At 75.5% G+C, this 15,919-nt stretch carries 4 protein-coding genes; all 4 read left to right on the plus strand.

Annotation, left to right across the window (positions count from 1 at the left end; all coding sequences use genetic code 11):
- The first annotated feature begins 19 nt into the window (after positions 1–19).
- The 4 genes from ACZ52J_RS23420 (at position 20) to ACZ52J_RS23435 (ending at position 15,901) form a co-directional block, all read left to right on the plus strand.
- Entirely contained in the window at positions 20–13,366 is a 13,347-nt protein-coding gene (locus ACZ52J_RS23420; RefSeq protein ID WP_465621391.1) for a non-ribosomal peptide synthetase, read from the plus strand.
- Between the two features lie 6 nt (positions 13,367–13,372).
- Positions 13,373–14,668: an MFS transporter gene (locus ACZ52J_RS23425; protein WP_465621392.1), complete on the plus strand. Its 1,296-nt coding sequence runs from the start codon at positions 13,373–13,375 to the stop codon at positions 14,666–14,668.
- Positions 14,669–14,725: 57 nt separating this feature from the next.
- The gene (gene ddaH, locus ACZ52J_RS23430; RefSeq protein ID WP_360499011.1) at positions 14,726–15,538 is read left to right on the plus strand and encodes a dimethylargininase; all 813 of its coding nucleotides are present in this window, start codon (positions 14,726–14,728) and stop codon (positions 15,536–15,538) included.
- A 123-nt stretch (positions 15,539–15,661) separates the two neighbouring features.
- The gene (locus ACZ52J_RS23435; RefSeq protein WP_360499013.1) at positions 15,662–15,901 is read left to right on the plus strand and encodes a hypothetical protein; all 240 of its coding nucleotides are present in this window, start codon (positions 15,662–15,664) and stop codon (positions 15,899–15,901) included.
- The last annotated feature ends 18 nt before the right edge of the window (positions 15,902–15,919 follow it).

Here is a 15,919-nt window from a genome sequence, read left to right on the forward strand (position 1 = left end):
CGTGAGTAGAGGAAGCACCGTGATCCCGGTTTCGTACGCCCAACAGCGTCTCTGGCTGATCGACCAGATCGAGGGGCCCACCGCGCTGTACAACCTGCCGTTCGCCCTGCGCCTGCGCGGCGAGCTCGACACCGCCGCGCTGCACGCCGCGACGGCGGACGTGGTCGCCCGGCACGAGGCCCTGCGCACGGTGTTCCCGGTGGCCGGGGGAGTCCCGGTGCAGCGGATCCTGCCGGTCGAGGAGGCGCAGCCGCGCTTCCTGGTGGTGGACTGCGCACCGGCCGACTACCCCGCCCACCGGGACGCGGCGGCCGCCGAAACCTTCGACCTGAGCCGCGAACTGCCCATCCGAGTCACGGTGTTCACCCTCTCGCCGACCGAGCACGTGCTGCTCCTGGTCCTGCACCACATCGCCGGCGACGGCTGGTCCCTCGGCCCGCTGCTGCGCGACCTCGCCACCGCCTACCGGGCCCGGCTCACCGGCCACGCCCCCGACTGGGAGCCCCTGCCCATCCAGTACGCCGACTACGCGCTCTGGCAGCGCGACCTGCTCGGCGACGAGACCGACCCCGAGAGCCTGCTCGCCCGTCAACTCGCCCACTGGCGCACCGCCCTGGCCGGCCTGCCGGAGGAACTGGAGCTGCCGACCGACCGACCCCGACCGCCCGCCCCCACCGGCGCCGCCGACTCCGTGGACCTCGCCTGGGGCGCCGACCTGCACACCGCCCTGCTCGACCTCGCCCGCACCCACCGCACCACCCTGTTCACCGTCCTGCAGGCCGGCCTCGCCGCCCTGTTCACCCGGCTCGGCGCCGGCACCGACATCCCGCTCGGCACCGGCCTGGCCGGGCGCTCCGACGAGGCCCTCGACGAGCTGGTCGGCTTCTTCGTCAACTCCCTCGTGCTGCGCGCCGACACGTCCGGCGACCCGAGCTTCACCGAACTGCTCGGCCGCGTCCGGGAGGCCCAGCTCGACGCCTTCGCCCACCAGGACATCCCCTTCGAACGCCTCGTCGAGGAGCTCAACCCGCCCCGCGCGCTCGGCCGCCACCCGCTGTTCCAGACCCTGCTCGTCCTGCAGAACCACGGGCAGGACGCCGAACTCGCCCTGCCCGGGCTGGAGTCCGCCACCGAGCCGATCGGCCTGCGGGTCGCCAAGTTCGACCTCAACATCGGCATCGCCGAACACCACGGCCCCGACGGCGCCCCCGCCGGGCTCACCGGCTCGATCGAGTACGCCGCCGACCTCTACGACCACGGCACCGTCACCGCCCTGGCCGACCGGCTCGGCCGACTCCTGGCCGGCGCCGCCGCCGACCCGCACGCCCCCCTCGCCACCCTCGACGTCCTCGCCCCCGACGAGCGGACCCGCCTCCTCGTCGACTGGAACGCCACCGAGGCCCCCCGGTGGACCGGCACCCTCGCCGAGTCCTTCGAACGCCAGGCCGACCGCACCCCGCACGCCGTCGCCCTCGCCCACGACGGCGGCACCCTCGACTACGCCGAACTCGACGCCCGCGCCAACCGCCTCGCCCACCACCTCACCACCCTCGGCGTCGGCACCGAGACCCCCGTCGCGATGCTGATGGAACGCTCCGTCGACGTCATCGTCGCCACCCTGGCGGTCCTCAAGGCCGGCGGCTGCTACGTGCCCATGCACCCCGGCCTGCCGCCCGAGCGGATGACCGACGTGCTCGCCGACACCGGCGCCCCCGTGCTGCTCACCGACCGCGCCGACCCCGGCTTCCCGCACCGGGCCCTGGTCGTCCGCCCCGGCGACGAGGCCGACGCCCCCGCCCACCGCCCCGGCGTGCCCGTCCACCCCGACCAGCTCGCCTACGCGATGTACACCTCCGGCTCCACCGGCCGCCCCAAGGGCGTCGCCGTACGCCACCGCGACGTCCTCGACCTCGCCGCCGACCGGCGCTGGCAGGACGGCCGCCACCAGCGGGTCCTGCTGCACTCCCCGCACGCCTTCGACGCCGCGACCTACGAGATCTGGACGCCCCTGCTGGCCGGCGGCACCGTCGTGGTCGCCCCGCCCGGCGCCCTCGACGCCGCCGCCCTGCACGCCGTCGCCACCCGCCACGACGTCACCGCGGTCTTCCTCACCAAGGCCCTGTTCGACCTCGTCGCCGAACAGGCCCCGGAGACCTTCGCCGCCCTGCGCGTCGTCTGCACCGGCGGCGAGGCCGCCTCCGGCGTGCTGCTGCGGCGCGTCCTGGACGCCTGCCCCGACCTGCTGCTCGCCCACGTCTACGGCCCCACCGAGACCACCACCTTCGCCACCCACCACCCGCTCACCGCCGCCGACCTCGACGGCCCCCGGGTGCCGATCGGCGGCCCGCTCGACAACATGCGCAGCTACGTCCTCGACGACCGGCTGCGCCCCGTCCCGCCCGGCGTGCCCGGCGAGCTGTACATCGCCGGCGCCGGCCTGGCCCGCGGCTACCTCAACCGGCCCGGCCTGACCGCCGAACGCTTCGTCGCCTGCCCGTACGCGGACGGCGAGCGGATGTACCGCACCGGCGACCTCGTGCGGCTGCGCGCCGACGGCGCCGTGGAGTTCCTCGGCCGGATCGACGGCCAGATCAAGCTGCGCGGCTTCCGGATCGAGCTCGGCGAGATCGAGGCGGCGCTCTCCCGCCACCCCGCCGTCCGTCAGGTCATCGTGATCGCCCGCGAGGACCGCCCCGGCGACCTCCGGCTGGTCGCCTACTGCACCGCCGACCCCGCGCTCACCCCCGACGAGCTGCGCACCTTCGCCGGCACCACGCTGCCCGGCTACATGGTCCCCGCCGCCGTCGTCCTCCTCGACGCCCTGCCGCTCAACAGCAACGGCAAGGTCGACCGCCGGGCCCTGCCCGCCCCCGACCTCGCCACCGACGGCAGCGGCCGAGCCCCCCGCGACGAGCGCGAACGGGCCCTGTGCGAACTCTTCGGCGAACTGCTCGGCATCGACGACATCACCATCGACGACGACTTCTTCGCGCTCGGCGGCCACTCCCTGCTCGCCACCCGCCTCACCGGACGGGCCCGCACCGACCTCGGCATCGAACTCTCCATCGGCGACCTCTTCCAGGCCCCGACCGTCGCCGGGCTCGTCGAGCGGCTCGCCGGCCGCACCCCCGAGGCCCCCGCCCCGGCCCGCCCGGCCCTGCGGCCCGCCGCCCGGCCCGACCGGGTGCCGCTCTCCTTCGCCCAGCGCCGGCTCTGGTTCCTCGCCCAGGCCGAGGGCCCCTCGGCCACCTACAACGTCACCCTCGCCCTGCGCCTGCGCGGCCCGCTCGACGCCACCGCCCTCGAAGCCGCCCTCGGCGACGTCGTCCACCGGCACGAGGCGCTGCGCACCGTCTTCGGCGAGCAGGACGGCACCCCGTACCAGCGCGTCCTCGACGCCCCCACCGGTGGCCTGCTCACCGTCACCGACCGCCCGACGGACGAACTCGCCCGCCACACCTTCGACCTCGCCGCGGACCTCCCGATCCACGCCTACCTGCGGCCCGACGGCGCCGAGGAGCACGTGCTCGTCCTCGTCGTCCACCACATCGCCGGCGACGGTGCCTCGCTGGGCCCGCTCTACCGCGACCTCGCCGACGCCTACGCGGCCCGCCTCGACGGCGCGGCCCCGCAGTGGGAGCCGCTGCCCGTCCAGTACGCCGACTACGCGCTCTGGCAGCACGAGCTGCTCGGCGCGGAGGACGACCCCGACAGCCTGCTCGCCCGTCAACTCGCCCACTGGCGCCAGGCGCTGGCCGGTGCGCCCGAGGAGCTGCCGCTGCCGCTGGACCGCCCCCGCCCGCCCGTCGCGAGCCACCGCGGCGCGGTCGTCCCGCTGGAGTTCGACACCGCCCTGCACACCCGGCTCGGCGCGCTCGCCGCCGAGCACGGCGTGACCCTCTTCATGGTCCTGCGGGCCGCGTACGCCACCCTGCTACACCGCTTCGGCGCGGGCCCCGACCTCACCATCGGCACCCCGTTGGCCGGCCGCCTCGACGAGGCCACGCAGGAGCTGGTCGGCTTCTTCGCCAACACCCTGGTGCTGCGCACCGACCTGTCCGGCCGCCCGAGCTTCGGCGAGCTGCTGGCCCGGGTCCGGGAGACCGACCTGGCCGCCCACGCCCACCAGGACGTGCCCTTCGAGCGCCTGGTGGAGGAGCTGAACCCGACCCGGTCGACCGCCTGCCACCCGCTCTTCCAGGTGATGCTCGCCTTCGCGGGCGCCGCCGCGGACGGGCCCGCCCTCCCCGGGGTGACGGTGGCGGAGGAACCGGTCGACTTCGGCACCGCCACCTTCGACCTCACCCTCCGGCTGGTCGAGCGGCAGGGCGCCGACGGCGCCGCCGCGGGGCTGGCCGGCGTCCTGGAGTACGCCATCGAGCTCTTCGACCGCGAGACCGCCGAACAGCTGGCAGCAGCACTGGAGTTGATTCTCCGTCAGGTCGCGGCGGATCCGGCGCGGTCGGTCGCCGAGCTGGACGTCCTGCCGGCGGGTGAGCAGGCCGATGCCGCGGCGGGCCACCCGCCACTGCCCGAGCGGGTGCCCCTGGTGCCGACCGCCTTCGAGGCGCAGACCGCGGACACCCCGGCGGCGGTGGCCCTGGTCTGCGGTGAACTCACCCTGACCTACGCACAGTTGAACGCCCGGGCGAACGGCCTCGCACACCGGCTGATCGCGGCGGGCATCGGCCCCGAGTGCGTCGTCGCCCTCGCGCTGCCGCGCTCGGCGGAGACGGTGGTCGCCATCCTCGCCGTCCTCAAGGCCGGCGGCGCCTACCTGCCGCTGGACCCCGAGTACCCGGCCGAGCGCACCGCCGACACGCTGGCGGACGCCCGCCCGGCGCTGGTGCTGACCGACGAGCGCTGGCCGCTGCCCGAGGTGCTCGACGGACACCGGGTGCTCGTCCTCGCCGAGGCCGCGGCCGGGGCCACGACCGGGGCCGAGGACGCGCCGGACGCCGAGGAGAACCCGGCCCCGCGGGCCTCGGCGGCCGACGCCGCGTACGTGATCCACACCTCCGGCTCCACCGGCCGCCCCAAGGGCGTCGTGGTGCCGCACGGCAGCATCGCCGCCCTGCTCGCGGCCCACCGTACGGGCGTGATGGCGGGCGTCGCCCGGCAGCGGGTCGCGCTCACCGCCTCGCTCTGCTTCGACGCCTCCTGGGACGGCCTGCTGTGGCTGGTCGCCGGCCACGAACTGCACCTGATCGGCGGCGACGTGCGCCGCGACGCCCGGGCCCTGGTCCGCCACGTGCGCGAGCAGGGGATCGGCGTGCTGGAGGTGACACCCAGCTACGCCGAGCAGCTGATCGAGGAGGGGCTGCTGGCGGAGCCCGCGCCCGCCCTGGTGCTGCTGGGCGGCGAGGCCGTCGGCCAAGCGCTCTGGACGCGACTGCGCGAGGCGCCGAACACCGCCGCGCACAACCTGTACGGCCCGACGGAGTGCACGGTCGACGCCCTGACCCACCCGCTGGACGCCACCGAGCGGCCCGTGCTCGGCCGCACCGTCGCGGGCACCCGCGGCCACGTCCTGGACGAGTACCTCAACCCCGTCCCGGCCGGGGTGCCGGGAGAGCTGTACCTGGCCGGCGCGGGTCTGGCCCGCGGCTACCTGGCGCGGCCGGGCCTGACGGCGGAGCGCTTCGTCGCCTGCCCCTTCGAGCCCGGCGCCCGGATGTACCGCACCGGGGACCTGGTCCGCCGCACCCGCGACGGAGAACTCGAATACCTGGGCCGCACCGACCACCAGGTGAAGATCCGCGGCTTCCGGATCGAACTCGGCGAGATCGAACGCGCCCTGACCGCGCACCCGCAGGTGCTCCAGGCCGCCGTCCTGCCCGACGAGGACGGGCTGCGCCTGGTCGCCTACGTGGTCACCGACGGCCCGCTCGACCCGGCCGACCTGCGGACCACCGCCGCCCGGACCCTGCCCGGCTACATGCTGCCGGCCGCGATCGTGCCGCTGGACGCGCTGCCCCTGAACGCCAACGGCAAGCTCGACCGCCGCGCCCTCCCGGCGCCGGACTTCGGCGCGCTCTCGGCCGGTCGGGCGGCGCGCACGCCGCAGGAGGAGATCCTCTGCGGTGTGTTCGCGGAGGTGCTCGGCCTGGAGGCCGTCGGCATCGACGACGACTTCTTCGACCTGGGCGGCCACTCGCTGCTGGCCACCAAGTTGCTCAGCCGGGTCCGCGCGGCGCTGGGGGCGGAGTTGGGCATCCGGGACGTCTTCGAGGCGCCGAGCGTGGCCGGGCTGGCCGTCCGCCTGGACGCCGGCTCGGAGCGCCTGGCACTGAGCGCGGGCCGTGAACGGCCGGAGCGGGTGCCGCTCTCCTTCGCCCAGCAGCGGCTCTGGCTGATCGACCGGATGGAGGGCCCCAGCGCCCTCTACAACGCGCCCCTGGCGCTGCGCCTGGCAGGGGAGTTGGACACCGCCGCGCTGCGGCTCGCCCTCGGCGACCTGGTCGCCCGGCACGAGAGCCTGCGCACCCTGATCGCGGAATCCGACGGCACCCCGTACCAGCGGGTCCTCCCGGCCGAAGAGGCCGAGGTCCCGCTCGAAGCCCGGGACTGCCCGGCCGCCGAGGTGCCCGCCACCGTGGCCGCACTGTGCCGCCGCGCCTTCGACCTCCGCACCGAACTTCCCGTCCGCGCCGCCCTGCTGCGTGTCTCGGCCGAGGAGCACGTGCTGGTCCTGGCACTGCACCACATCGCCAGCGACGGCTGGTCCCTCGGCCCGCTGGTCCGCGACCTCACCTCCGCGTACACGGCCCGCGCCGGCGGCACCGCCCCCGGCTGGGCGCCGCTGCCCGTCCAGTACGCCGACTACGCGCTCTGGCAGCGCGAGCTGCTCGGCGAGGAGACCGACCCCGACAGCCTGGCCGCCCGCCAACTCGCCTACTGGAGCGAGACCCTGGCGGACCTCCCGGACGAGGCGACGCTGCCGCTGGACCGCCCCCGCCCGCCCGTCGCCTCCCACCGCGGCGACCGGGTCGCGCTCACCCTCGGCGCGGACTGCCACCGCGACCTGGTCGCGCTGTCCCGGGCCCACCGGGTCACCCTGTTCATGACCGTCCAGGCCGCGCTCGCCGCCCTGCTGACCCGCCTCGGTGCGGGCACGGACGTCCCGATCGGCTCGGTGGTCGCCGGGCGCTCCGACGAGGCCCTGGACGAGCTGGTCGGCTTCTTCGTCAACACCCTGGTGCTGCGCACCGACACCTCCGGCAACCCGAGCTTCACCGAACTGCTCGGCCGGGCCCGGGAGACCGCCCTCGGCGCCTACGCCCACCAGGACATGCCCTTCGAGCGCCTCGTCGAGGAACTCAAGCCGACCCGCTCGCTGGCCCGCCACCCGCTGTTCCAGATCATGCTGGTGCTCCAGAGCAACGAGCAGGCCGAACCGGCCACGGCGGGCCTGCACGTCGAACCCCTCGCGGCCGCCACCGGCTCCGCCAAGTTCGACCTCAGCCTGATCGCCGAGGAGTCCTTCGGCCCCGACGGCGAGCCCGCCGGAATCGACTGCGCCCTCGACTACGCCACCGACCTGTTCGACCGGGAGACGGTCGAGGCGATCGCCGTCCGGTTCGGGCGGCTGCTGGCGGCGGTGGCCGCCCGGCCCGAGCTGCCCATCGGCCGGATGGAGCTGCTCTCGACCGAGGAGCACACCGCGCTACCGACCGCCGGGGCCGCGCTGCCGGCCGAGGTCCCGCTGCTGCCGGCCGCCTTCGCGGCCCAGGCGGCCCGCACCCCGGAGGCCGTGGCGCTGGTCTGCGGCGACACCGCCCTGACCTTCGCCGAGCTGAACGCCCGGGCCAACCGGCTCGCCCGCCGCCTGCTGGCCGCGGGCGCCGGCCGGGAGTCGGTGGTCGCCCTCGCGCTGCCGCGCTCGGCGGAGACGGTGGTCGCCATGCTGGCCGTCCACAAGGCCGGCGGCGCCTACCTGCCGCTGGACGCCGAGTACCCGGCCGAGCGCACCGCCCACATGCTCGCGGACGCCCGCCCCGCCCTCGCCCTCACCGACGACCGCTGGCCGCTGCCGGAGGTCCTGGCCGGGCTGCGCACCCTGGACGTCGCCGCGTCCTCCGAGGGCAGCGCCGCCGACCCGTCCGACGAGAGCGCCGCCGACCCCGAGTGCGGCATCGACCCGGGCGACGCCGCCTACGTCATCTACACCTCCGGCTCCACCGGGCGCCCCAAGGGCGTCGTCGTGCCGCACGGCGCCGTCGCGGCCCTGCTCGCCGCCCACCGGGCCGCGCTGATCCGGGGCACCGAGCAGGCCCACGGCCGGCAGCGGATCGCACTCACCGCCTCGCTCTGCTTCGACGCCTCCCTGGAGCCCGTGCTCTGGATGTACGCCGGACACGAGCTGCACCTGATCGGCGACGAGCTGCGCCGCGACCCGGCCGCACTCGTCCGCCACACCGCCGCGGCGGGCATCGACGCCCTGCACATCACCCCGTCCTACACCGAGCAGCTGATCGAGGAGGGGCTGCTGGACGCACCCGCGCCGCGACTCCTGCTGCTCGGCGGCGAGGCCATCGGCCAGGCGCTGTGGCAGCGGCTGCGGGACGCCGAGGGCACCGCGGGCCACAACTTCTACGGCCCGACCGAGGCCACCGTGTACGCGCTCACCCAGCCGCTCGACGCCGTGGAGCGGCCCGGCCTGGGCGGCCCGATCGCCGGCGTGAGGACGTACCTCCTGGACGAGTACCTCAACCCCGTCCCGGCCGGGGTGCCGGGGGAGTTGTACCTGGCCGGCGCGGGTCTGGCCCGCGGCTACCTGGCGCGGCCGGGCCTGACGGCCGAGCGCTTCGTCGCCGACCCGTTCGGAGAGCCGGGCGCCCGGATGTACCGCACCGGCGACCTGGCCCGCCGCACCCGCGACGGCGGCGTGGAGTACCTGGGCCGCACCGACCACCAGGTCAAGATCCGCGGCTTCCGGATCGAACTCGGCGAGATCGAGCAGGTGTTGGCGCGCCACCCCGCCGTCCGTCAAACCGTGGTCACGGTACGGGAGAGCGACACCGGTGACCGCCGGCTGGTCGGCTACTGCACGGTGGACCAGGTGGGCCAGGATGCGCCCGAACTGGCCGTCGAGCTGCGGCGGTTCGCCGCCGAGTCGCTGCCCGGCTACATGGTGCCGGCCGCCGTCGTCCTGCTCGACGCCCTGCCCCTGACCGGCAGCGGCAAGGTGGACCACCGTGCCCTCCCGGCGCCGGACTTCGGTGCGCTGTCGGCCGGTCGGGCGGCGCGCACGCCGCAGGAGGAGATCCTGTGCGGGCTGTTCGCGGAGGTGCTCGGCCTGGAGAGCGTCGGCATCGACGACGACTTCTTCGACCTGGGCGGCCACTCGCTGCTGGCCACCAAGCTGCTCAGCCGGGTCCGCGCGGCGCTGGGGGCGGAGTTGGGCATCCGGGATGTCTTCGAGGCGCCGAGCGTGGCCGGGCTGGCCGTCCGCCTGGGCACCGGTTCGGAGCGCCTGGCGCTGAGCGCGGGCCGTGAACGGCCGGAGCGGGTGCCGCTCTCCTTCGCCCAGCAGCGGCTCTGGCTGATCGACCGGATGGAGGGCCCCAGCGCCCTCTACAACCTGCCCCTCGTCCTGCGCGTGGCAGGGGAGTTGGACACCGCCGCGCTGGAACTCGCCCTCGGCGACGTGGCCGCCCGGCACGAGAGCCTGCGCACGCTGGTCGCCGAGGAGGACGGCACCCCGTACCAGCGGATCGTGCCCGCCGGGCAGGCCCGCGTCGAGGTCGAGCTGCTGCCGCCCGGCACCCTGCCGGAGCTGTGCACGGCGCGCCCCTTCGACCTGGCCACCGACCTCCCCGTCCGCGCCCACGTCATCCCGGCCCCGGCCGGCGAGCACCTGCTCGTCCTCGTCCTGCACCACATCGCGGGCGACGGCTGGTCGATGGGCCCGCTGCTGCGCGACCTCGCCACGGCCTACGCGGCCCGCACCGCGGGCGCGGTGCCGACATGGTCGCCGCTGCCCGTCCAGTACGCCGACTACGCGCTCTGGCAGCGCGAGCTGCTCGGCGAGGAGACGGACCCCGAGAGCCTGCTCGCCCGCCAACTCGACTACTGGCGCGAGGCCCTGGCCGGCCTGCCCGAGGAGCTGTCACTGCCCGTCGACCGGCCGCGCCGGGCGGCCGCCAGCCACCGGGGCGAACGCGTCGTCGTGCCCTTCGGCGCCGAACTCCACCGCGCTCTAGGTGAGTTGGCGCGCGAGCACCGAGTGACGATGTTCATGACCGCCCAGGCCGCGCTCGCCGCCCTGCTGACCCGCCTCGGTGCGGGCACGGACGTCCCGATCGGTTCCGTGGTGGCCGGGCGCTCCGACGAGGCCCTGGACGAGCTGGTCGGCTTCTTCGTCAACACCCTGGTGCTGCGCACCGACACGTCCGGCAACCCGAGCTTCACCGAGCTGCTGGCCCGGGTCCGTGAGACCCAACTCGACGCCCACGCCCACCAGGACGTGCCCTTCGAGCGGCTGGTGGAGGAGCTGAACCCGGCCCGGTCGCTGGCCCGCCACCCGCTCTTCCAGGTGATCCTGCTGCTCGAGGGCGCCGGGGACTCGGCGCCGCTCGCCGGGGCGGGGCTGGACGCCTCCGTGGTGTCCTCCGGCGGTTCGGTCGCCAAGTTCGACCTGTGCGTGGGCCTCGCGGAGTCCTTCGACGCGGACGGCGCCCCCGCCGGCCTGGAGTGCGCGATCGACTTCGCCACCGACCTGTTCGACCGGGAGACGGTCGAGGCGATCGCCGTCCGGTTCGGGCGGCTGCTGGCGGCGGTGGCCGCCCGGCCCGAGCTGCCCGTCGGCCGGATCGAGCTGCTCTCGGCCGAGGAGCACACCGCGCTCCCGATCGCCGGGGCCGCGCTGCCGGCCGAGCTCCCGCTGCTGCCGGCCGCCTTCGCGGCCCAGGCGGCCGAGACCCCGGAGGCCGTGGCGCTGGTCCGCGGCGACACCGCGCTGACCTACGCCGAGCTGAACGCCCGGGCCAACCGGCTCGCCCACCGCCTGATCGGGGCGGGTGTCGGCCCGGAGCGCGTCGTCGCGCTGGCTCTGCCGAGGTCGGTGGAGAGCGTGGTGGCGATCCTGGCCGTGCTCAAGTCCGGCGGCGCCTACCTGCCGCTGGACGCCGACCACCCGGCCGACCGCATCGCCGACACCCTCGCCGACGCGGCCCCCGCCCTGGTCCTCACCGACGGCCGGTGGCCCAAGCCCGAGGCGCTGGCCGGACTGCGCACCCTGGACGTCGCCGAGCCCTCCGAGGACCGCACCGCCGACCCGGCGCCGCGCGCCGAGGCCGGCCACGCCGCCTACCTGATCTACACCTCCGGCTCCACCGGCCGCCCCAAGGGCGTCGTGGTGCCGCACGGCAGCATCGCCGCGCTGCTCGCCGCCCACCGTACGGGCGTGATGGCCGACGTCGCCCGGCAGCGCGTCGCGCTCACCGCCTCGCTCACCTTCGACGGATCACTGGAGCCCCTGCTCTGGCTGTTCGCCGGGCACGAGCTGCACCTGATCGACGACGAGTTGCGCCGCGACCCGGCGGCCCTGGTCCGGCACGTCCGCGCCACCGGCATCGGCGCGATGGACCTCACCCCCTCCTACGCCGAACAACTCCTGGCGGAGGGCCTGTTGGAGGAGGCCGCGCCGTCGGTGCTGGTGCTCGGCGGTGAAGCCGTCGGACAGCACCTCTGGACCGCCCTGCGGGCGGCACCGGACACCGCCGCCCACAACCTCTACGGCCCGACCGAGGCCACCGTCTTCGCCCTCGCCCAGCCCGTCGACGCCGTGGAGCGGCCCGGCCTGGGCGGCCCGATCCCGGGCACCCGAGGCTACGTCCTGGACGAGCACCTCAACCCCGTCCCGCCGGGCGTGCCCGGGGAGTTGTACCTGGCCGGTGCGGGTCTGGCCCGTGGCTACCTGGCGCGGCCGGCCCTGACGGCCGAGCGCTTCGTCGCCGACCCGTACGGAGAGCCGGGCGCCCGGATGTACCGCACCGGCGACCTGGCCCGCCGCACCCGCGACGGTGGCGTGGAGTACCTGGGCCGCACCGACCACCAGGTCAAGATCCGCGGCTTCCGCATCGAACTCGGCGAGATCGAGCACGTGCTGACGCTCCACCCGGGGGTGAGCGCCGCCGCCGTCCTGCCCGACGAGGACGGGCTGCGCCTGGTCGCCTACGTGGTCCCCGCCAGCCCGCTGGACTCCACGGGCCCGCTGGACTCCGCGGGCCCGCTGGATCCCGCGGACCTGCGCGCCTTCGCCGCCGACCACCTGCCCGGCTACATGCTGCCCGCCGCCGTCGTCCCGCTGGCCGCCCTGCCGCTCACCACCAGCGGCAAGCTGGACCGCACGGCGCTGCCCGCACCGGACTTCGGGCTGCTCACCGGCGGCCGCGCCGCCCGGACCCCGCAGGAGGAACTCCTCTGCGCGCTGTTCGCCGAGACCCTCGGCCTGGAGGGCGTCGGCATCGACGACGACTTCTTCGACCTCGGCGGCCACTCCCTGCTCGCCATGAAGCTGCTCGCCCGCGTCCGCGCCGCCCTCGGTGTGGACCCCGGCATGCGGGCGCTGTTCGAGGCGCCCACCGTGGCCGGACTCGCCCGCCGGCTCGACGACGGCCCGGCGGCCGACGCCCTGGACGTCCTGCTGCCGCTGCGCACCGGCGGCGACCGGGCCCCGCTGTTCTGCGTCCACCCGGCCGCCGGCATCAGCTGGGTCTACTCCGGCCTGCTGCGCCACCTCGGCCCCGAGCAGCCGGTGTACGGCCTCCAGGCCCGCGGCCTGCGCGGGGGTGCGCCGGCGAGCGTCGCCGAGATCGCCGAGGACTACGTGCGGCAGATCCGCGCCGTGCGGCCGGCCGGCCCGTACCACCTGCTGGGCTGGTCCTTCGGCGCCGTGGTCGCCCAGGAGATGGCGGTGCGGCTGCAGGCCGAGGGCGCCGAGGTCGGCCTGCTGGCCCTGCTGGACGGCGCCCCGGCGGCGCGCACCGCCGACGCCCCGGTCGTCGAACCCGTGGACACCCTGGACGAGTTGCTGCGCTCGCTCGGCCACGACCCGGCGGACGGCCGCGGCCTGGAGAGCCTGAAGGCCGTGCTCGGCGAAGCCGTCGCGGTGCTGCCCGAGGTCTTCGACCGGCACCGCAAGCTGATGGCCGAACACGTGCCGGACCGCTACCGGGGGGACGCCGTCTTCTTCGGGGCGACCACCGGCAAGCCCGTGGACTGGCCGTACGAGCAGACCTGGCGGCCGTACCTGGACGGTCGGATCGAGCCCCACCGGCTCGCCTGCGCGCACGGCGAGCTGACCCAGCCGGAACCCCTCGCACGGATCGCCGCCGTACTGGCCGAGAAGCTTGGAGCGTGACCCGCGATGACCACCACCGTCCCGATCAAGTCACCGGTGCGGCCGGACCGGCCGCGCGGCCGGTGGGGCCTGTGGGCCCAGGGGGACTTCCGCCGGCTCTGGATCGGTGAGACCACCAGCAACCTCGGCACGGCCGTCGGGAGCGTGGCGCTGTCCCTGGTGGCCGTGGTCACCCTGGACGCCGGCCCGTTCGCGGTGGGCGTGATCAACGCCGCCTCCTGGCTGCCCTGGCTGTTCCTCGGACTGCCGGCCGGCGCCTGGGTGGACCGCTGGCCCCGGCTGCGGGTGATGCTGATCTGCGACCTGCTGCTGCTCGCACTCTTCGGCAGCGTCCCGGTGGCCGGCTGGCTCGGGCTGCTCTCCCTCGCCCAACTGGCGGTGGTGGCCCTGCTGACCGGGGCGGTGAAGGTGTTCTTCTCCACCGCGTACGGGGCGGTGCTGCCCACCCTGGTGGCGAAGGCCGACCTGCTGGAGGCCAACGTCAAGCTGCGCTCCGCCGCCTCGGCGGCGGAGATCGCCGGCCCGGGCGTGGCCGGTCTGCTCTCCCAGGCCTTCGGCGCCGCCAGCGGGATGCTCGCCGACTCGCTCACCTACCTGGTGTCGGCGGTCTGCCTGCGGCGGATCCGGACCGAGGAGCACCCCCCGCCGGTGTCCGAACGGCGCGGCATGCCGCAGGAGATCGGCGAGGGCGTCCGGTTCCTGCTGCGCGACCCGTACCTGCGCACGCTGGCCTGCTTCGCCGCGGTCGGCAACCTCGGGCTGAACGGCATCCAGGCGGTGCAGACGGTCTTCCTGGTGCGCAGCGTGGGGATCGAACCCGGTGCGGTGGGCGCGGTGTTCGCGCTGGTGAGCGTCGGCGGGCTGGCCGGGGCGATGCTGGCCGGGCGGATCGCCCGCCGGCTCGGCACCGCGCGCGGGCTGATGGTCTGCGAGCTGGTGGTCGCGCCCTTCATCCTGCTGCTGCCGCTGGCGGGCGAGCGGCTCCCGCTCGTGGTGAGCGCGCTCGCCTGGGCGGTCGCGGTCTGCGGCGTGGTGGCGGGCAACGTCCTGGCCGGCAGCTTCTCCCAGGCCTACTGCCCGCCCGAGCTGATCGGGCGGATCCGGGCCAGCTCGGCGACCGTCAACTACAGCGCGATCCCGGTCGGCGCCCTGCTCGGGGGCTGGCTCGGCGAGGTGATCGGCGCCCGCAGCACCATCTGGCTGATGGCGGGCGTGCTGCTCTCGGCCGGGCTGGTGCTGCTGGCCGGCCCGCTGCGCGGCCTGCGCGACTTCCCGACCCGGCCGGCGGAGCCCGCCGCCTGACCTTCCCCGCCTGACCGTCTCCCCCTACCGTCCCGCACCCCCACACCGGAGGACCCGATGACCCGCACCGCCCGTCCGCGCCGCTACCTGATGTGCCGTCCGGAGCACTTCGACGTCACCTACGCGATCAACCCCTGGATGGACCCGGCCAAGCCGGTGGACACCGACCTCGCCGTCGCCCAGTGGGAGCGGCTGTACGCCCTGTACGCCGAGCTCGGCCACCACGTCGACCTGATCGACCCGCTGCCCGGCCTGCCCGACATGGTCTACGCGGCCAACGGCGCCACCGTGGTGGACGGCCGGGTGCTCGGGGCGCGCTTCCGCAACGCCGAGCGGGCCGCCGAGGGCCCCGCCTACCTGGAGTGGTTCCGCGACCGGGGCTTCGCGACGCACGACCCGGAGCACGTCAACGAGGGCGAGGGCGACCTCCTGCTGACCGCGAGCTTCGTGCTGGCCGGGCGGGGCTTCCGCAGCGTGGCGGAGGGGCACGCGGAGGCGCAGGAGTTCTTCGGCCGGCCGGTGGTCGGCCTGGAGCTGGTCGACCCGCGCTTCTACCACCTGGACACCGCGCTCTCGGTGCTCGACGGCGACGAGATCATGTACTACCCGGAGGCGTTCTCGCCCGGCAGCCGGACCGTGCTGCGCCGGCTCTTCCCGGACGCCCTGCTGGTGAGCGAGACGGACGCCGAGGTGTTCGGGCTCAACGCGGTGAGCGACGGCCTGCACGTGGTGCTGCCCGAGGCGGCGGTGGGTCTGGCGGCGCGGCTGCGCGAGCGCGGGTTCCGGCCGATCGGGATGGACCTGAGCGAGCTGCTCAAGGGCGGGGGCAGCGTGAAGTGCTGCACCCTGGAGATCCGCGAGGCGGCCTGAACCGGGCCCCGGTGACCAACGGTGCTCCGCCGTAGATCGACCGTTGACCGGCCCTCGCAAGACTGGTGCCACACCACGACGGAGACCTTCCCGACCGGGGAAGACACCAAAGGAGCACCAGAGATGACGCAGCGTCCGGCCACCGCCCCCGCCCGCCTCCGGCTGTTCACCGTCGGCCTGGGGGTGGTCGTCGCCCTGGGGGCCGGCCTGGCCGGCACGGCCGCGGTGGCGGAGACGGCCGGCACCGGGACGGCGACGGTGGTGGTCGGCGACGCGACGCCGACGCCCACCCCCGCCACCCCCAGCCCGACCGCCACCACCGGGCACGGCAGCACCCCCGACTGGAACAGCACCGGCTCCTGAGCGAGCCGCCGGTCCCAT

It is taken from the genome of Kitasatospora sp. NPDC034035 (assembly GCF_055575755.1).